Source organism: Actinacidiphila glaucinigra (assembly GCF_035918135.1).
Taxonomy (GTDB): Bacteria; Actinomycetota; Actinomycetes; order Streptomycetales; family Streptomycetaceae; genus Actinacidiphila; species Actinacidiphila glaucinigra.
This window is the reverse complement of the sequence record NZ_CP109145.1, coordinates 45,960-63,439: the sequence shown is the minus strand read 5'-3', so window position 1 is coordinate 63,439 and position 17,480 is coordinate 45,960. Positions and strand designations below refer to the sequence as shown.

The following is a 17,480-nucleotide window of genomic DNA, read 5'->3' as shown; positions in this document are numbered from 1 at the left end:
AGCGGCACAGCCAACCCCGGCCGCCCACGCTCACTCCTTCGAGTGGTCACCGCCCCCCGCGTGCCCGGCCCACACCCGTCGAACGTTCACATTCCATGAGCACAGTCGAAGACGACCTCTTCCCTCCGCCCGACCGCGACGCTGTCGACATCGTCCTCACAGGCCCCGTCGACCAGGTCGCCCGCGTCCGCGCCTGGATCGAGGCCCGCGCCGGCGACGGGAGCAGCATGCTCGACGACCGACCCGACGGCCTAGTCCGGTGCCGCATGCGCGTCGTCGCGCCGCCGGAGTTGGACGCGACCTGAAGGCACGGGGGTTTCGGCATCGCGTCCCAGGTAAGGCGACCCGCCGCCCGTTTCGCCCACCGACCGGGCGGTTCGTTCCCCGGGAGCCGCCCCCTCTCGGCGGTCACGCCCTGCAGGCCGGGGCCTGCTCCACCCAGGCTCCGGTCGGCGAGGAGGTCACGATGGACGCGACGACCCGCATGCATAGCCCGGGCGAGAAAGTCCTCGCCAGCGGCATCTGCGAATGCACCTGCGGCCAGGGCCACCGCTTCACCAGTACGGACGTGCAGGGACATACCTTCCCGCCAGTCCCGCAGGAGTGTTCTGGGGTCGGCTGGAACCTGCTAATGCCCGCCCGCGCGGAGCGCAGCCCGTAGACCCACAACAGCCCGCCCGGTTGCGTGGTGAGTAACGGGCGGGCGCCCTACGCGGCCTCGCCCAACTGGCTCGCTTGTCGCGGCGGGGCCATCTGCCCTATTGCTCTGAACTCCCGACCGGCACGGCAGCCCCGCGGCCAGCCAGCCGCACACCCGGCCCCCACAGCTCCATCTGCGCGGACAGGCACTTGTCGCACAACGGATTGCCACCCACGCCGTAGCGGACGCACGGGTCGAAGCACCGTCGGCACGAACCGTTTGCGATCTTCGGAGCTGCAGGAATGGGGATGGGAGTGGCCATGTCGCGCACCCTAACTCCAGCCACTGACAGCCCACCGAATCGCCACCCTAGGCATCCGAGCGAACACGTATAAGGGAAGCAGCGGTGATCTTCGTGCAGGTGAAGGGCGCGGACGATGACGGGTCGCTCTATTCGGTGCGGCTGAATACAGGCGCGCTCGCCGTGACTCTGGGCCGGGCACTGCACTCTGACAGCAGCGACAGCGGGGGCACTGCACTGACCCCCCGCGGGTGGCCCTACCTTACGCGGCCCTGACGGGCGAGTCGCGTAGGGTCACTTGGTCGAGCACAGCACCACAGCAAGGCCAGCACCATGAATGCCCCGCTCCCGTCCCGCCACGACGTCGCCAGGCTACGCATTGACGGCTTCACCGATGAGGAGATCGCCAAGGAGCTGGGGGTCACCACGACGTGGGTCGTTCACCAGATGGATCAGCTCGGCTTCCCCGACCGCCGCACGGTGCGCGAGGGCCAGGTACGGATGTACGTCGGCCACATCTGGGGCATCCCCGAGAATCACAGCCACCTCACCGACCACCCCGCCCAGATGCTGATGGCTTACACGCTGATGCGGGACGGGGACCGGCTCAGCGACTTCCAGCGACGGCTAGTCGATCAGTGGGTGGAGCGCCTGCGCGGCGCGGTGCTGGCCTACGACCCGACGCACGGTTGGTACTACCAGCCACGGACTCCTCAGGACGGTGACACGGTGGTCGCGGCCCCTGTGGACCCTCCGGAGCTGTGGAGCAAGCTCCAGCACTTCTGGCAGCTCCCGGAGTAGCCCCGGCGAGGCAAGCGCACCGGGGGGTAGGGCCCGCCGCGTGCGTAGATTCCACTCCAGTTCCGAGGCCCGACATCCTCCCGGCCTCGCCGAAACGCCCCTCGGCCAGGCCGTGCTCATCCCAGCGACTCCGTCTGTTGGAGTTGCGAGGCTTAGGCGCTCCTCCCTCAACGTCGCCCAGAGTGCGTCAACGCGCACGCCCGTCGCCTGCGACGGCTCGAACCTGACGACCTAGGAACTCCTCATGACCCAACACCCCACCAACCCGGGCGCCGCCCCACGGCACGCCGGCTACCCCCAAGTGCGTGCAGCACTCGCGTCCCTGGACGACAAGCTCTTGGCGAACGTTCCGGACAGCGGCTGGACCTGCAACCCCGCTGTCACCGGAATCATCGTCGCCCCCCGGCCCGACGGCCGAATCTGCCTCTACTGGGCAGCACAAGGCCGCATCCGTGACACCCGGAGCCGCCCCCACACCGCTCACCTCCACGCCGCGGTCGCCCGACTGCTCCGCACGGATGCCTGGCTCGTGGACACCACCGGCGACGTAGTCGTCACAGCCTCCCATCATCAAGACGGACATCAGTCGCCGAGCCAGCAGGGCGCCGTGGGCCAGGAAGCGCCGTACTGGGCGGTCACCGACGCCGACGGCCGCGACGTACACCGCTTCGAGTCCTCTGATCCGCTCGAGGCCATCAGGGAGTACGAACACCACCCCGCCGTGCGGTCCGCGAAGCTGAACCTGCGCCGCATCAGCCTGCGCCGCCTCAGCACCGATGAGCTGGCTTTTACCATCGGACAGCGCGTGCGCCACGTGCCCTCCGACCGGAGCGGGGTTGTCGAAGTTGCCAGCGCCCAACTCGTCACCCAGGCTGGCCGCGTCTGTGACGACGTCCTGAAGGCCACGATGGACCGCGCCACCTCCCTCACGGCACGCGCCCACGAGTGGGCCCCAGAGTGAGCCGCCCGGCCAGCACATAAGGCCAGCGGCGGCAAACCCGCCAACAACGGCCCGCGCTCCAGCAGGGGCACGGGCCGTTTTCTGCCTCCGGCGACCTTATGGCGGGCGACACCAAGAGTTGCGCCCCTTTGACAACCAACCGCCGATGGTGCTGTCGCCGGCCGCGCTGCCGCTTCTGCGCCCAGCCTGCAGCTTCCCCTGCACGCACGCCCCAGAGCACCACAACCCTGGCGTGCGTGATCCACCTCCAGATTCCCGAAGAGACCATCTATGTCCGTCACAGCCACACCGAGCACCTCCCGAGCGGCCCGAGCCGCGGCACCCGCTGTCCTGCGGGTGCTACCCGACCGGACCCTGTCCCGCCTCTCGTCCGCCGACTGCACGCCCACCCAATGGGACTCAGCTGTTCACGGCCCGCTCCCTTTCGGGGGCGGCCTGTTGTCATGCCCGGGTGGGCGCGGGCCGGGGGAGTTCTGCCCGCCACCGGCCCGGCCTTGACGAGGTTGCGGGGCTTGGCAGCGCCCCCGCCACAGTCCCTGGTCCACGGGCCAGCTGTTGCGATGCGGCGGGCCCCACACCACATCACTGTCCAGGAAGGCACCCCACCGTGAACGGCACCACCGACACCGCCCCAGCCCTGCAGCCCAGCGCCTCCGATGACCGCCGCGAATGGGCATGCTGGGCCTACCCGGCCCCGACGCTCATCGACTGCACCGAGCGGCAGGTTGCCGAGGACCTCGCCGCACGCCATCCGAGTTTGGTCGTTGTCTCCCGTATGCCCGGCGAGCAGTACCCGGACCCTGCCCCGGTCCACGTGGAGACGTTCAGCACCACCGACCAGGAGGCCCGTGACGCCGCCCTGGCCACGCTCGACGCCGACGGCATCCACACCCTGGCTGAGGCATGCGACCGCGCGGTGACGCCCATACAGCGGCAGGCGTTCATCGACTGCCTGCGTGAGGAGATCACCGATTGGGTCAATGCCGAAGCCGTGGAGAGTACCGATCCCGTCACGCACGCCCGGTTCGACACCACCGCGTACGACGGCGGCTACTCCTACGACAGCGGGGACGCCCGGCTGCTCCACGCCGACGGCACGGTCACGCGCATCAACATCGACAACACCGGCGCTGCCGAGGTCCTCACGGAGCTGTCCGAGCTGCAAGCCGACATCCGCTGGGACTCGCTGCTCACGGTCAACCTGACCACGGGTGAGATCACCTACCACAACGGCAAGCCCAACCCCTTCACCGTCTGACCCGGCCCGGCCTCGTTCGCAGCCCGCTCCCTTTCGGGCGCGGGCCGTTGTCATGTCCGGACGTTTCCCGACCGCCCCGTCACCGTCGGGGGCGGGGGTTGCGGGTGCTGCCCGGGCCGCCGTCACAGTTCAGGCCGGCGGCCCCACCCCCGCAGAACCGCCCCGGGGTCGTCTGCCTTCGCTCCCGCACATGTGGGCGTGCGTCCGGGCCCGATGCCGCGCCTGACCTTATCCCGTTGTCTGCTGTGTCGGGTGAGGCCGCCGGTCACTCGGGCTGCTGGTCCTGACCGGGGCGTGGCAGCTCAGGCGTGTTCAGTCCAAACGCGCGGAGCTGCTCAGGCGATGCGGGCAAGCTGCTGCCGAATCCGGGAGAGTCGACCAGCACGATGCCGTAGCCCAGGGCATCACCTGCGCCCGAGCGAGCAAGGATCTCGACAAGGTCCCGGTCCGATGCCTCGCCGAGGACGGACGGCGTGCCCTGCATGGAAGTCTTCCCTGCGCCTCCCCGTTCCACCTGCAGCTTCATGGTGCGCGCAGTGAGGGCGACGTGTGCCTCACGACGGCCGGTGTCAGTCAGCACATAGAAGGTACGCGGCGGTCGTCCAGGGTGTGAGCCCTTCTCTTCCTGGCTAGTGGTGACCCACTCCAGCTCGACGAGTCTGGCCAGGATCTGCGAGACCGTGCTCTTGCCGAGGTCGGCCTCCTCGCCGATCCTCGCCGCCCACAGTGGGTCATCGACTGCAGCTGGGAGCAGCAGGCGCAGCACCTCAACCGTCGGGCGTGTCATGCGAATTGCAGCACTCGTCATGTACTTCATCGCACCACAAGACTCCTCATAGGTCAAGCATGAACTACGCACGACCGCGCCGTCCATCCCGCCCCGTGCCCCTCCGATGGCCCCTCTCAGCCGCTAGCGCAGCGCGACTACCACCACAGATCCGCCGGCCCGTGCCCTCCTCGGGGCGCGGGCCTTTGCTACGCAACCAGCATTTCCTAGACAACAGGTAGCGGACTTGCGCGTCTTGACGCCCCTTCCACCAAGCTACGTATGCCGGACGACGCCACCGTCAATTCCCGGCATCTTGCGAAGCCCGCCGCCCCGATGCGGCCGGGCGTTGGTACGGCCCCGAGACGCACCGCGTACTCATCGACGGCCTCCTGCATCGCACCCCACCCAGATTCCTCTCACAGTGGAGTGCTCGATGGCTACAAGGTTTCTGCTAACCCAAAACTCGAAAATGCGCAGCCAGGGAATCTGGAATTGGACCCTTCCAGCTTGGATAGTGAAATTGCCGGACGGGCGCACAATCAACGTTTGCCCCGAAGCCGGGGTGTGTGCTCTTGGCGCCGACCAGGGCGACGGCACCCAGAGCAAGCACCTCTGCTACGCCCTAGAAGGCGCGTACCGCTACGCAAACGTAAGGGCCGCGCACATTCGGAACCTGCAACTCGTCATGGATACGCCGCTGCTGTGGGCGGCACAGATGGCCGACGAGCTGAAGCATCCCCGGTACAAGAATGCAAGAATTCGCATACATGATTCTGGGGATTTCTTCTCTGATTCCTACTTGGCCATATGGCTGGACATCATGCGAGGCGCGCCGGAGGGAATCTCGTTCTATGCGTACACCAAGTCAGTCGCAAGATTCCGTCGCATGGTGGAACCGAATCCGCCGACAAATTTTCGATGGGTCTACAGCCTCGGAGGCAAGCAGGACCACCTCATCAACCTCGCATCGGAACGGCACGCAGACGTCTTCCCAAGCCAGGACCACATGAACGAGGCGGGCTACTCCTCGCAGGCGGCCGCCGACACCCTGGCTGTTGACGGACCACCCCGCGTGGGAATGGTCGCTAACCGGCGCCGCCGGGCGCTCAAGCGTCTCTCATTCGGTGGGTTGCAGCAGATGCACGACGCCGAGGCAGCCCGAAGGCGACTACGGCAGGCTGACCAGGCAGCCCGAACCGGCCGCCGGGAGAGCAACTAGGCCCGCCGTTGGGGGGGCTCACCGAAGCGGTGAGCCCCCCAACTCATGCTGCCTTCCAGGCACCGCAGCGCCGGCGAACCACGGTCGGCTCCGCGGGTACCTCCCCTCATGCTTCGACCAGCCCATCCATATCCACCACGCCGACGAGGGTTCGCCCGCCTCCAGACACCCCAGAGCGGCCTTGACCGGTTGGGAAAGCCCCAGGGCACGCTCCACCCGCCGCCCCGATTCCGCGGCAGCCACCCAGGCTCGAGGACGCCGCCGCCCCTCCACTGGACCGACCTCGAGCACCTCCTGACCGCAGCCCAGAACTGCGGTGAAGCACCGTGGGCAGCACGAGCCCTCATCTGGCCAAACGCCACCGACGCAGCCGAAGCCCTCATCACCTACGACCTGCCCGGCGGAACACGGCTCGCCTCCCCGTCCCGTAACATCCGCGACTACCAGGCCCCCACAGATCACCCCGCGCGGGGAGATGGCGTCATGTGGGGCCTGATCAACATCCAGCAAGCCACAAAGCGGATGGTTGCGAACTCCTACCCGCAGCAACTGCGCCCAGATCTGGAATTCAGTGCGGGCAGCGAAGTTGAAAGCACGCTTGCGCGGTTTGGCCACCGCACATGAAGAGTCCCCAACGGACCGGGCCGCAGCCCACGGCGACACACGGTCCAGAGGATCCGGCCCGGTCCCAGGGCATTACCGCCCCACCAACAGGCTCCAACCCACGAAAGGCCACCCGTGCAATCGCGCCCACCACGCCTCGCCTGGCGTCGCAACGGTAAGTCCCGCATTTCCGAACACGGCTACGCAGGCACATGGTTCGGCCCACTGTTCACGATCTGCCGGTCTGTCCACCGCGGCGAGGGATACAGCCTCACCTCAACGCTTCCACTTCGACTGCCCAGCCACGGCGTTTGCGAGACAGTCGCGGCGGCGAAGCAGACCGCGGAATCAGCCCTCGCCGACTTCCTCCGCCACGTAGCTCCGGACCCCGCACCGGGCAGCATGGCAGCCGTTCTTAGCTTGCTCAGCCCCCCGCCCATCGAGGCGCCCTTCACCGCACCTTCCCAGGCGACCCACGACAACCTCGCGGCAGAACTGGCCAGCCTTCAGGTACCCCACACCACCTCAGCAGACAGCGCCGGCCACTACGTCGAAGTCCCCCTCCTGAACGACTTCATCCTCCAACTCCACAACCCACTCGGATCCAGCTACGGGTACGACTGGGCCGTACTCAACGAAGGAACCCAGGTGGCAACCGGCACCTGGCACCTGTCCCCGCAACCGACCGCAGAGCGCCTCCAGGCGCTCCTCGACGCCGTGGGCACCAACAGCGGCGCAGACACCGACTGACCCATCGAACGCAGCAGAGCACGCAGCCCGCCCCCACCCAGCGGCGGGCTGCTGCTCGTTTCGGCCCCCACCGCCTCGGCGACGCGGCACGGGGATCCCGTCAGAACGGGCCTGAGAAGGCCAGCCCCTATTAGCCCTTCCTCCCCATGCCAGCACAGTTGCGGCGCTTGAGGACACGCAGGCCAGCGTGCGCTTACCCCACCTCCACACCCAAGCAGGAGGAAGCGTGAGCAACACCCAACTGGCCATGTTCGCAACCGAACCCGAGCCCAGCGAGAGACCGAAGCGCATCCGCAACATTCACCCCTCCGTTCCCCTTACACCGGCGACGACTGACCCGGCAGAACTCATCGCGCAGGCCGACGTAGTTGTCCTGAACACCTCAGGTGGTAAGGACAGCCAGGCAGCCCTCGCCTACGTCAGCCGCCTGGCCGCCGCCGGCGGCGTACTCCACCACGTCACAGCGGTACACGCCGACCTTGGCGACATCGAGTGGCAAGGCACCCGCGAGCTCGCCGAACGCCAAGCACGCCTGGCCGGCATCACACGATTCGAGGTCGTCAAAGCCAACGGGCAGCAAGGCGCGGACCTGCTCCAGCGCGTACGACTCCGCTACCCCAAGCTCATACAGAAGGCCAAAGAGACTGGCAAACCCCTCGCCGCGGCGTGGCCCTCCAGCGCCGCACGATGGTGCACCAGCGACCTCAAGCGCAACCCGATCCGCACACTGTTGACCACTCTCGCCACCGAACAACACGCCGGAATGCAGCAGCGCAGCGAACCCATCCGTCCCGTTCGGATCCTCAACGTTCTGGGACAGCGCGCCGCGGAGAGTGCCGCACGCAGCAAGCTGGCCCCTGTCGAGATCGACCGATCGGCCAGCAGCGGGAACCGGCACATCACCACGTGGCGGCCGATTCACCACTGGAGCGACCGCCAGGTCTGGCAAGAGATTGCCCAGTCCGGCCTCCCGTACCACCCGGCGTACGACTGGGGAATGCGCCGCTTGTCATGCCGATTCTGCGTACTGGCGTGCGAATCTGATCTCGTCCTGTCAGCACGGCTCAACCCCGCAAAGGCAGCGGAGTACGCGGCCGTCGAAGTCGAGGTGGAACGCGACTTCAAGCAGGACCTCTCGATGCGGGAAATCGTTCGCCGAGCACGAGAGCTCGATGCCGCCGGCACCCTGCCCCAGCCCAAACCAGGAACGGCCATGGCGGCCTACCTCGGCCGCTCCACCACCGACCGATACCTCACTCACCTGGCAGCGGCCAGCTGACCACACCAGCGCAGCCGGTGCGCCGTCAGACAGGATCGACGATCAACAACGATCAGCCCCGCGCGTACGTCAGCGCGGGGCTGGCGCGCGTTGCCGCTACCAACCCAGAGAGTGCGCTCGCAGAGGTGACACCCGCAGACGACCTGCGGAATCAGGGGTTGCGGCTGTAAGAACTACCCCCTCCATCGTGACGTTCGCGCCGATCAGCCGCCCCGCTCCGGTCCACGGAAGCGCCCGGCCGCTGACTGCTCCGGCGCACCCCCCACAACAGACCCTCACAGGGAGAGACAACGTCATGACCAAACCCGGAAACGGCACGGGCGACAGCCCCACCGGCCAGTCCCCAACCCCGGAGATCCCCCAGTGGATCCGAGACGCCTTCACACTCGACCCGCGCCCCGACTGGCTCACCGCTCTCGTGGGCGACGCAGCCCAGCCTGACCCGGCGGCAGCCCACCACCCGTCGCTGGCCTTCATGCCACCCACGCGCAAGGTCGAGGGTTACACCCTCCAATTCCCGCTCAAGGAAATCCTCGCGGCAGCCGAGGACGCTGCCGCAGCCCCCAGCCACCGCCTGCCGTACGGCCAGACCGACCCCACACCTCAGCTGTGGTGGGTCAAGGACGACGGCACCTACCTGATGAGCAACCGCGCATACCCTCAGAAGGAATACGACCGGGACGAAGTCCTGCCCAACGTGGTCTACGCGGAGGGATGGGGGCGGGGCACGGATCCGCGCAGCGTGCTCGGCGGCGACGACTTCTGCGAACCCATCGACCTGCTCACCGCCGAGGGCAACGCCGACGGCGTGTCGATTCTGGAGATGCTGCGCGACGGGGTCGCCGACGGTCGAACCCTTCTCCTCCTGACCCTCACCTACGACGGACACGGCGACGACGTCGGAATGATGAGCATAAGCATCGAGTGACCTGCGCCTCCCAGGACCGATCAGGCAGCCCGCCCCGCAACCCGGCGCGGGCTGCCGCTGCTCGCCACCCAACCCGACTTGCGGCCCTTGGGCAGGCACCGACCACCGTTCGGTCCACCTGGCCCCCGGACACGCAACACACCGTCCGGCGCACTAACCCACGCCAGGTCCCCTCAGAACCCACCCAAGGGACCGACATGACCGCAACGTTGCACACACCGGCCGCCCCCCGGAACGGAATCCGGATCGCGGCCGCAGCCTACTTCGAGAGCGCACGCGCAGGCCGCGCCCAGAAGCACCTCCCCCCGCTCATCGACGGCGACACCGTCCTCTGCCCGTCCGGCTACCCCTGGGAACGCACAGGGGGCCTGTGGATCGCGCCGGGCCACACACAGGGCCTCTGCCTGACCGATGCCGCCATTGCCGAATGGTGGCGCCGAAGCAGCCCATCCGGCGAGCGGGTCACCATAACGCACCAGCTCACACGCGATGAGACGCACCGCATCGGGGCACCTTGGTACGCCACACGAGACGCCACACGCCTGGTCACAGGGACCGAGCTCAGGGCCTACGTCGGCGAGATCACCGCCTGGGTATCTGCGCATCTCGAACTCACCAGCGGCACCGTGACCCTCCGCTCCCGCACCAGCTCCCACCACGACGTGACCTATACCCCGTACCGCTGAGCGCGCCGGAGGAACCGAACAGGAACCCGGCATCACTCAACCAGTGAGCGCCCTGCGCGGCCCGCACTCGGTCCCGGGGCGGGCCGCGTTGCATGCCCAAGCCTTCACCCGCGCTCTGCAGCGCATCTAATCAGCCTCGACTGAGCGAGCGCTTCCGCACCGGGGTTGCACGGCTAACGCCACGGCGGGCCACCGTTTACCCACGCCAGGTCCGCCCAAGCCGCAGATCGGCCATCCCCAGCCAGCACGGCCAGCCGCATCTTGTGCGGCGCTGTTCAGCTGCCCTCTCCCACCGCTGCCGGACACCCACCAGTGCGGACACCGTTCGTGCCGCCCTGCGCCCCCGTGCCGCCAGTGGACCACAACACCAGGAGCAAACTCCCATGAGCACTGGCACCCGCCTCCGCCGGGAACTGACGAATATCGGCACGATGGCACAGCGGCTCGCCTTCGATGTCGAGCGCCCGCAGGTCGATTACTTGCGGAACCGGGACGCGATGGATCTTGTCCCTTTCGTACGTGGCCAGGCCGTTGACCTTGCCCAACTTCCGCAAGCCCGCACGGACGGGGAAGCCGAGGAGATGCTGGCCGCAGCCAGTATGGTCGCCGCTGTCCGCCTCTGGAGGCAGACCCGAGTCGTGTACGACATCGACCCGCACATGTCCGAGTCCCTGATGGACATGGACGAGGACTGCGAGTTCCCGGCGGCCGCCCTTCGCCGCCTGCCTCACCCGAACCCCCTGTTTCTCTTCCGCGAACCTGTCACGGTGACGAACTACCTCGGTGGAACCTCGGCAGTGCGCGGCTTCCTGCTCATGCTCCGGCCGAGGCTCAAGAGCGTGCTCAGCACCGCAGACATCGACCGGTGCGATCACCCGATCTACGCCGCGATCGCAGTCGTCGACTCCTTCGGCGGACCCGACGCTCAAGAAGAGACGACCCTGGTGGAGCTGACTGTCCCCACCAGCGGAGGAATGACCACCGTCCGCAAGATCATCGACGGCGCGGCAGGGATCATAACCGTCGGCGACGCCGACACGGACCAGGCGGCCCTGCGCGATTACATCCTCCAGCTACAGCGTGTCGTGATCGCGCACATGCTGTACGTCTGCTGCGACCAAGCCGACATCCAGGCCCCGCCGTCAGACCAGCTCCTGTCACGCCCCGACACCAAGGGCAAGGGCAAGAAGGCGGCCGCGCGCCCGGTTCAGATCCAGCGAGTTGGGTGGCGACTCGGCCCCTCCATCCATGGATTCCAGACCCAAGTCGCCCACCTGGCGAACCTCACGGGAGCAGGCGGCTGGAAGGTCATCCCTCACGTACGCAAGGGCCACCCCCACACCTTCCTGCACGGCCCCCGCAAGTCGCTCAGGAAGACCCTGTGGCTCCCCCCGATGCTCGTCAACGCAGACGCCTTCGGTGAGCTCGCCCAGGGAATCGTCGTCCCCGTCAACTAGCCATTCGGCCCCGCCAAGACGGCCCGTCCCTGCTCCTGGGGGCGGGCCGTCGTCATGCCTCGGGCCCCGGCTGGCCGGCGGCCGAGGGTTGCGGGTGTTGACCACAGCCCGGGCACTGTCCGGGACAGCGGGGACGGCGTCGCCCGCGACTTCCTCGCGTGGACCCAAGCCACCTCGCGCGACCGACCCGCGAGCCGGCCGCCGCAGCGGCCCCTCCCTTTGTCTGCCAAAGAACCGGAGCATCCGTGAGCACCGAAACCCCGCCGCCGCACATCGACCTGGTCGAGGACCCCGACGAGCGCGAGGAGTGGCACGTCATCCGCCACGACGGCGAGGACGTCGCGATCGCCGACGTGCAGGAGACCGGCGACGCCATGTGGATCCACGACATCGTCGTCCACCCCGACTACCGGGGACGCGGATACGGCAGCGCCCTCCTGCGCTCCGTCATCGCCCGCCACGGTCAAGGCGCCATCGCCTTGAGCTGCGAAGCGGTCGTCACCAGCTTCCCCGGAGTCCGCAACACCGCTGGACTCACCGACGACGAGTTGACCGGCTGGTACGGCCGCCACGGATTCCAGCCCGACCCGTACGCCCCCGATTACGAGCACCGGTTGCTCCGCCTTCCCCCGACCACCCTGTGACCTGCTGGCGGGTGGGGTTGTGGGTGTTGCCTGCGTCCTGGTCATGGTTGTGGTCAGCGGGCCGGAGCCTGTAGCCGCCTTTCTTCGGGGATCGCCCCCGGACTCTTGCTGTCTGCCGCGGCCGCGGGGGACCTGCGTCCGGCAGACGTAGCCGGCCCCGCGCACTGACCGACCGGCCCGCCCTGCTCTCTCCCGGGGCGGGGCCGTCGCATGGCGCAAGGCCCGGCTTCCGGGCCTACTTCCCGGCGCGTAGCAGCGCCGGACTCGCGAAAGGACACCTGATGAGCGCCCCCTTCCAGTACCCGGCCGCAGTGACCGACGACTACGCCGCTTACGCCTCGCGTGCTTTCGCTGCCGGGCACGGACTCCAGACGACCCACGACCCGGACACCGGCGCGTTCACTGGCATCGTCGCCATCCCCGCCGGCTCCGCTCTCGCCCGGCAGATCGCAGAAACCGCCGAACGCCGCGCCGGTATTGCCTGACCCGGGCGCTGCCGCCCGTGGTGGCAGCGGGCGGGGGTGGGTGCGGACAGGCGGCGCTCCGCGACGGCGTACCGCCCCGCCCCCGACCTGGGGGCGGGGCGTTGTCGTACCCGTTGCCCGCTGACTGGAGCGAGAACGCCACCGCTGGGCGGGGCGTTGTCGTGTTCCGGCCTGTCCGGGGGAGTGGCGGGTCACGGCGTCGGCGGGGTGGCGGGTGTTGGGGCAGACGCGGTCATGGTCGGTGCCACACCCCACTGCCGTCTGCCGTCTGTCAGGAGCCCGCGTCATGCCCGCCGTGTCTGCCGTGCCTGTTGTGTTCTTTCCCGTGATCGTCACCGCCGCCCCTCCCTCCGACGACGACGTCTACCCCTACGACCCGGCGCGGCTACGTCTCGCCCGGGCCGGGGAGATCCTCGACGAGGACCTGGTCGTGGGCGACGTCAGCGACCAGGCGGGCCGTCTTGCCGTCACCGACTACGTCGCGAACCCGTACCCGGCCGCGCCCGCCGGAGTCGACCCGGCGCACTGCAGCCACTGCCGTGAGGCCGCTACGCCGGCGGTGCGGCTGACCCACGACGCCGCGCCAGGCAACCCGTGGGACGGGGCATGCGATGTGAAGCCCCGCACGGATGTGGTGCTATCGGTCCGGGGGCCATGCACGGTCTGGTCTTCAAGCCGACGGAGAACCCCGCGGTGGACACCGAGGAGGCGGAGGCGCCGCTGTCCGGCTCGCCTGGCTATCTGCTGCGTTATGTCTACGTCGTGGACGGCAAGCGGCAGCAACTGCTCCTGGTCCGCCCGTGCGGGCACTGCGGGCAGACGCGCGAGAACGAGGTGCGAAGCCTGGCTCACCTGGGCCGCCTGCTCGACGGCTTGGACGAGTAGCCGACTCCCCGCACCTCATGCCGTGGAACGCCCCGCCCCGGACTCGATCCCGGGGCGGGGCGTCTTGCCGTGACGGCGCGCCGTCAGCCTCTCCCGATCGAGTTGCATCACCCCGAGTACCGGCGTTAGGCCGTCCGGACCTGAGCGCCGCTGGCAGCGCGACTCCGCATGACCCACCGGCCCGCCCCCGTACCTCGGGGGTGGGCCGTCGTCGTTTCCGAGCCCGAGCCCGAGCCCGGGCACGGACAGCCGGACCGGCGGGAGCGGCGGGACCGGCGGGCACGGTCGACCGGCGGGTGTTCGGGGTTGCGGGTGTTGACCCCGGTCCGGGCAGTGTTCGGGGCGGCGGGCCGGACCCCGCAGCCCCAGGAGCGTGAGGTCGTCCCCCCTTCCGACCCCCGTCTGGCGCGGCAGTGGTGTGGTCCGGCCCGCCTGAGGCCGGTCGTGTCCCGCTCGTCACCCCCCTGCGAGCGGGCCACGGCCCCTCTCCCGGGGTGTGTGCGGCACCGGCCGCCGCCCCGTCCCGCCCTGCCGCCGCTCGCTGGCCGGGCCGCGCACCACCAATCCCGCAAGCACACACTGCGTTGGAGGACGCTCATGCCTAAGACCGCCCGCGCCCGTAAGAAGACCGCTGCACCGGCCCGCCGTACCGGCGCCCGCCACCCGCAGCCGACCACCGTACGGATCGAGCCCGCCCGGCCAGGCGATGCCCGCGACTACTTCCGGCTGCTACTCACCGCTCTGCCCGACGAGCCGCTGCCCACCCCCGAGGCTCTGCTGTCCCTGCCGCCCGAGCAGTTCACCCACGGCCCCGCCCTGTGCCTGGTCGCCCGCGACACCCGCACCGGGAAGGTCGTCGGCGCGCTCATCGGCGGCGTCCCGGTCTGGATCGATGAGAACCCGCTCACCAACCAGTTCACCCTGCCCGGGGTACTGCTGGGCGCGCTCATGGCAGACCGCATCGCCGGAATCCACGCGATTGGCGTCGACCCCGACCACCGCAAGCAAGGCATCGGCCGCGCCCTGATCACCACCGCCGAGCAGCATTTCCGTGACGCCGGATTCAAGCTGTCGACGTTGAACCACACCCCGGACCTGACCCGCTTCTACTCCCGTCTGGGCTACCACTCCTCACCGCAGCTGATCATCCTCGTTCCCGGAGACCACCTCTTCGGCGAGCAGGCCCCCGGCTACCTCATGGCCGCCAAGCCGATCGCCCCCCGCGTGGAAGTCGTGATGCTGCCTCAGGCGCCCGGCCCGATCGCGTCCGGCCTGTTCCGCGACTGCACCCTGCCCCCCGGAGCGCGCTTCGAAGACGGCCGACTGGTCGCCCCCTGACAGCTCCACCGGCCCCGGCCCCGCGCCCCGCCCTGGCGGTGTGCGGGGCAGGCCGGTGGCGGGTTGTGGGTGTTGGTCGTGGCCGGGCAAGTGTGGTCCTGCACCCCCGACGCCCGTCTGTTCGAAGGGATCCCCCGCTCATGCGTACTGTCACTGTGCCGAGTCACCCTGGCGACACGTTTCGGCTGGCCGACCGGCCGACCGGGCCGGGCTGGGAGCCGTTGCCGCAAGGTATGGGCGTAGCCCACGCAATGGTCGTGCCCGGGCACCAGGTTCGGGTGGGAGACGTGATTGTGGCGTTCTTCACCGACGGCCCGGGCGAGCGGCACGCGGAGTACGAGGAGGAGCCGTTCACTGCTGATCCGCACGCACTGGGTGACTGTCCATGCCAAGGGTGTGAGGTCTGCGACGAACGTAACGAGCTCGCCCTGGACGGATCCCTGGACGCCGCCGGTCTGGCCGGTCTGACCCAGAACGACGCCCGCTACGTCTGTCTGGCCCCGTCCCAGCCGGACGCGGACTGCACGGTTGTCTTCCGGAACACCCCCGTGGCGGTCATTCCCGCTGCTCAACTCGCCGGCGATCGCGGCTGACCCTGCAACACCGGCTACCGGCCCGTCCCCGTACCTCGGGGGCGGGCCATCGTCGTGTCACCAGCCCGCATGGGAGTTCGGTCCGCCGGCCGGCTGGGGTTGCGGGTGTTGCCCCCGGTCCGGACATGGTCACGCCACACCCTCCGGGGTCACCGGCACCGCACTGGAGCCCGGCCCCCGGCAGGTCAGCGGAGGCACTCCACGCCCCGCCCCAGTTCACTCACAGCCCTTGGAGGCTTCATCGTGTCTCGTACCCGTGCATCCCGCCCCTGGCGCGTCGCGCTCTGCACCAGCACCGCCGTGCCTCTCGTGACGGTCTACTCCGTGCAGCACCTCGGTCCGGCCCGCCTCCCGCTGCTCATCACCGGTGGTGTCGTCCTGGCGGCCGCGTTGCTCGCCGGGGCGCTGTTGCCCGCCGCAGACGGTCGTCCGCGCCGTCTGCGGGGGCTGCTCCTGGCGGCGCTGCCCGCGGTCGCGTTCGTGCTGCCCCTGGTCCGGGGGACGAACTACACCAGCGTGCTCATGGTCAGTGCCTCGGTGGTGATCTACAGCCTGTGCATGACGGCGAAGCTCGAGGTCCGCAACGGCCGGGCTTCCCGCACGGCCGGTGACAGCCGCGGCTGACCCTGCAGCACCGGCTACCGGCCCGTCCCCGTACCTCGGGGGCGGGCCGTCGTCGTGTCACCGGCCCGGCCCTGGAGCAACCCGACCCGCGCCGCTCCGGGACCGGGGCGGGTGGTCCTGGGGTCGATGTCGTGTGCGTGGCGCCCTCGAGCAGCCCGCGGTGGAGCCGGGGGAGCGGCCACCCCGCGCCCCCGGGCCCCCGGGCCCCCGCGCCCCCGGGGGATCCGGAGTTGACGGTCTTGGTGGCGGTCCGGGCAGTGTTCGGGTCAGCGGGCCGGACCCCGCAGCCCCCGGCGTGGATCGCTCCCCCTCCGATCCCCGGGCGTGGCAGCGGCGCGGTCCGGCCCGCCCCCGAAGACCGGTCGGGTCCCGCTCGTCACCCCCTGCGAGCGGGGCACGGCCCACAGCTCCACCACCAGCACGGGCCGCAGCGGTGCCGTCAGCACCACGCCCCGCCACAGCTGCCCCGCCCCACCTGCCCCGGCCGCTCTGCCCGGCCGCTCTGCCCTGGCCGCGAACACGGCTCTGCACGCCCGCCCGAGCCGCGGGCCGTGCCTGGCGGCCGCGGCCGCAGACGGCAGGCACGCGCACGCCCGCTCCCGCCCCGAACCCCTTCAGCCCAGGAGGCACCCGCTCATGACCACCGCCCTTGCCGCCCCGCCCCGCGCCGCGCTCGCACTCGCTCCGACGGCCGGCGTCGTCCCGCCGCAGCCCCCGGCCACCGCCACCAGCGCGCAGCCCGACCGCGGCTACGCCGTGACCGTCTACCTCAACACCGCCGAGCACCACTACAGCAACGGCTACCGGCCCGGCGACCCGGTCGCGCACGTCACCCGCCCGGACGGGACCCCGCTCACGCTGACGTTCACCGTGCTGTCCGTCGACGACGCCGCCGACGCCGCCTGGGTCGTCGGGAACCGGCAAGGCCGCGACGACACCGGCCAGGACTGGCCCAGCGACGTCCGTTCCGTGTCCGTCGGCGACGTCCTGGCCGTCACCGCCCCCCGGGGCGACGCCGTCACGTACCTGGCCGTCGCCTCCGCCGACTTCACCCCGGTTGGCCCGCCCGCCACCATCGTGCCGATCGAGGGAACCGACGCCACCTCCCGCCCCGCCAAGAACGCGGAGCTGACCGCGGTGCTGTTCATCAACCCCGGCGACCGGGCATGACCCGCCCGCCCCGCACCTGCGACGGCCCGCCCCTGGCACCCCTGCCGGCGGCGGGCCGCCGCCATACGCCCACGCCCGGGCAGCGGCGG

The 17,480-nt window shown here is 69.7% G+C and carries 20 protein-coding genes; 18 read left to right on the top strand and 2 right to left on the bottom strand.

The features are described 5' to 3' along the window. Positions 1-95 precede the first annotated feature (95 nt). From OIE69_RS43545 to OIE69_RS43530, 4 genes are all read left to right on the top strand, one after another. The gene (locus tag OIE69_RS43545) at positions 96-305 is read left to right on the top strand and encodes a hypothetical protein (RefSeq protein ID WP_326581648.1); all 210 of its coding nucleotides are present in this window, start codon (positions 96-98) and stop codon (positions 303-305) included. A 969-nt stretch (positions 306-1,274) separates the two neighbouring features. Further along, positions 1,275-1,742, top strand: a complete 468-nt coding sequence (locus OIE69_RS43540) for a hypothetical protein (protein ID WP_326581647.1) — start codon at positions 1,275-1,277, stop codon at positions 1,740-1,742. A gap of 244 nt (positions 1,743-1,986) precedes the next feature. Next, the gene (locus OIE69_RS43535; protein WP_326581646.1) at positions 1,987-2,703 is read left to right on the top strand and encodes a hypothetical protein; all 717 of its coding nucleotides are present in this window, start codon (positions 1,987-1,989) and stop codon (positions 2,701-2,703) included. A gap of 607 nt (positions 2,704-3,310) precedes the next feature. Then, entirely contained in the window at positions 3,311-3,961 is a 651-nt protein-coding gene (locus OIE69_RS43530) for a hypothetical protein (RefSeq protein ID WP_326581645.1), read from the top strand. 265 nt (positions 3,962-4,226) lie between these two features. Here the strand turns inward: OIE69_RS43530 and OIE69_RS43525 are convergent, their stop codons facing one another. Further along, positions 4,227-4,778 carry a PadR family transcriptional regulator gene (locus OIE69_RS43525; RefSeq protein WP_326581644.1) on the bottom strand — a complete coding sequence of 184 codons (552 nt, stop codon included), beginning with the start codon at positions 4,776-4,778 and terminating at the stop codon, positions 4,227-4,229. Positions 4,779-5,163: 385 nt separating this feature from the next. Between OIE69_RS43525 and OIE69_RS43520 the strand changes: the two genes are divergently transcribed. The 9 genes from OIE69_RS43520 (at position 5,164) to OIE69_RS43480 (ending at position 12,781) form a co-directional block, all read left to right on the top strand. Next, positions 5,164-5,949: a GP88 family protein gene (locus tag OIE69_RS43520; protein ID WP_326581643.1), complete on the top strand. Its 786-nt coding sequence runs from the start codon at positions 5,164-5,166 to the stop codon at positions 5,947-5,949. A 483-nt stretch (positions 5,950-6,432) separates the two neighbouring features. Beyond that, on the top strand, positions 6,433-6,573 hold the full coding sequence (locus OIE69_RS43515; RefSeq protein WP_326581642.1) for a hypothetical protein: 141 nt from the start codon (positions 6,433-6,435) through the stop codon (positions 6,571-6,573). Positions 6,574-6,972: 399 nt separating this feature from the next. Beyond that, entirely contained in the window at positions 6,973-7,302 is a 330-nt protein-coding gene (locus OIE69_RS43510) for a hypothetical protein (protein WP_326581641.1), read from the top strand. 226 nt (positions 7,303-7,528) lie between these two features. Then, a complete protein-coding gene (locus OIE69_RS43505; protein WP_326581640.1) occupies positions 7,529-8,581 on the top strand; it encodes a phosphoadenosine phosphosulfate reductase family protein in 1,053 nt (350 codons plus the stop codon). A 295-nt stretch (positions 8,582-8,876) separates the two neighbouring features. Next, the gene (locus OIE69_RS43500) at positions 8,877-9,509 is read left to right on the top strand and encodes a DUF3085 domain-containing protein (protein ID WP_326581639.1); all 633 of its coding nucleotides are present in this window, start codon (positions 8,877-8,879) and stop codon (positions 9,507-9,509) included. 197 nt (positions 9,510-9,706) lie between these two features. Next, positions 9,707-10,195 (top strand): hypothetical protein, encoded by a 489-nt coding sequence (locus OIE69_RS43495; RefSeq protein WP_326581638.1) that lies wholly within the window; start codon positions 9,707-9,709, stop codon positions 10,193-10,195. A gap of 383 nt (positions 10,196-10,578) precedes the next feature. Continuing rightward, the gene (locus tag OIE69_RS43490) at positions 10,579-11,652 is read left to right on the top strand and encodes a hypothetical protein (protein WP_326581637.1); all 1,074 of its coding nucleotides are present in this window, start codon (positions 10,579-10,581) and stop codon (positions 11,650-11,652) included. A gap of 245 nt (positions 11,653-11,897) precedes the next feature. Further along, positions 11,898-12,296 carry a GNAT family N-acetyltransferase gene (locus OIE69_RS43485; protein ID WP_326581636.1) on the top strand — a complete coding sequence of 133 codons (399 nt, stop codon included), beginning with the start codon at positions 11,898-11,900 and terminating at the stop codon, positions 12,294-12,296. Positions 12,297-12,577: 281 nt separating this feature from the next. Beyond that, on the top strand, positions 12,578-12,781 hold the full coding sequence (locus tag OIE69_RS43480; RefSeq protein ID WP_326581635.1) for a hypothetical protein: 204 nt from the start codon (positions 12,578-12,580) through the stop codon (positions 12,779-12,781). Positions 12,782-13,166: 385 nt separating this feature from the next. Here the strand turns inward: OIE69_RS43480 and OIE69_RS43475 are convergent, their stop codons facing one another. Beyond that, a complete protein-coding gene (locus OIE69_RS43475; RefSeq protein ID WP_326581634.1) occupies positions 13,167-13,316 on the bottom strand; it encodes a hypothetical protein in 150 nt (49 codons plus the stop codon). A gap of 119 nt (positions 13,317-13,435) precedes the next feature. Here OIE69_RS43475 and OIE69_RS43470 point away from each other — a divergent pair, with 119 nt between their 5' ends. The 5 genes from OIE69_RS43470 (at position 13,436) to OIE69_RS43450 (ending at position 17,391) form a co-directional block, all read left to right on the top strand. Further along, positions 13,436-13,666, top strand: a complete 231-nt coding sequence (locus tag OIE69_RS43470) for a hypothetical protein (protein ID WP_326581633.1) — start codon at positions 13,436-13,438, stop codon at positions 13,664-13,666. Between the two features lie 597 nt (positions 13,667-14,263). After that, the gene (locus tag OIE69_RS43465; RefSeq protein WP_326581632.1) at positions 14,264-15,004 is read left to right on the top strand and encodes a GNAT family N-acetyltransferase; all 741 of its coding nucleotides are present in this window, start codon (positions 14,264-14,266) and stop codon (positions 15,002-15,004) included. Between the two features lie 278 nt (positions 15,005-15,282). Beyond that, entirely contained in the window at positions 15,283-15,597 is a 315-nt protein-coding gene (locus OIE69_RS43460; RefSeq protein WP_326581631.1) for a hypothetical protein, read from the top strand. A 243-nt stretch (positions 15,598-15,840) separates the two neighbouring features. After that, entirely contained in the window at positions 15,841-16,221 is a 381-nt protein-coding gene (locus OIE69_RS43455) for a hypothetical protein (protein WP_326581630.1), read from the top strand. 636 nt (positions 16,222-16,857) lie between these two features. After that, positions 16,858-17,391, top strand: a complete 534-nt coding sequence (locus OIE69_RS43450) for a hypothetical protein (RefSeq protein ID WP_326581629.1) — start codon at positions 16,858-16,860, stop codon at positions 17,389-17,391. The last annotated feature ends 89 nt before the right edge of the window (positions 17,392-17,480 follow it).

Excerpts from the sequence above, each read along its gene's own strand:
- OIE69_RS43545 (WP_326581648.1), top strand. The coding sequence starts at position 96 with ATGAGCACAGTCGAAGACGACCTCTTCCCTCCGCCCGACCGCGACGCT.
- OIE69_RS43540 (WP_326581647.1), top strand. The coding sequence starts at position 1,275 with ATGAATGCCCCGCTCCCGTCCCGCCACGACGTCGCCAGGCTACGCATT.
- OIE69_RS43535 (WP_326581646.1), top strand. The coding sequence starts at position 1,987 with ATGACCCAACACCCCACCAACCCGGGCGCCGCCCCACGGCACGCCGGC.
- OIE69_RS43525 (WP_326581644.1), bottom strand. The coding sequence starts at position 4,778 with ATGAAGTACATGACGAGTGCTGCAATTCGCATGACACGCCCGACGGTT.
- OIE69_RS43520 (WP_326581643.1), top strand. The coding sequence starts at position 5,164 with ATGGCTACAAGGTTTCTGCTAACCCAAAACTCGAAAATGCGCAGCCAG.
- OIE69_RS43515 (WP_326581642.1), top strand. The coding sequence starts at position 6,433 with ATGTGGGGCCTGATCAACATCCAGCAAGCCACAAAGCGGATGGTTGCG.
- OIE69_RS43500 (WP_326581639.1), top strand. The coding sequence starts at position 8,877 with ATGACCAAACCCGGAAACGGCACGGGCGACAGCCCCACCGGCCAGTCC.
- OIE69_RS43495 (WP_326581638.1), top strand. The coding sequence starts at position 9,707 with ATGACCGCAACGTTGCACACACCGGCCGCCCCCCGGAACGGAATCCGG.
- OIE69_RS43490 (WP_326581637.1), top strand. The coding sequence starts at position 10,579 with ATGAGCACTGGCACCCGCCTCCGCCGGGAACTGACGAATATCGGCACG.
- OIE69_RS43480 (WP_326581635.1), top strand. The coding sequence starts at position 12,578 with ATGAGCGCCCCCTTCCAGTACCCGGCCGCAGTGACCGACGACTACGCC.
- OIE69_RS43470 (WP_326581633.1), top strand. The coding sequence starts at position 13,436 with ATGCACGGTCTGGTCTTCAAGCCGACGGAGAACCCCGCGGTGGACACC.
- OIE69_RS43465 (WP_326581632.1), top strand. The coding sequence starts at position 14,264 with ATGCCTAAGACCGCCCGCGCCCGTAAGAAGACCGCTGCACCGGCCCGC.
- OIE69_RS43450 (WP_326581629.1), top strand. The coding sequence starts at position 16,858 with ATGACCACCGCCCTTGCCGCCCCGCCCCGCGCCGCGCTCGCACTCGCT.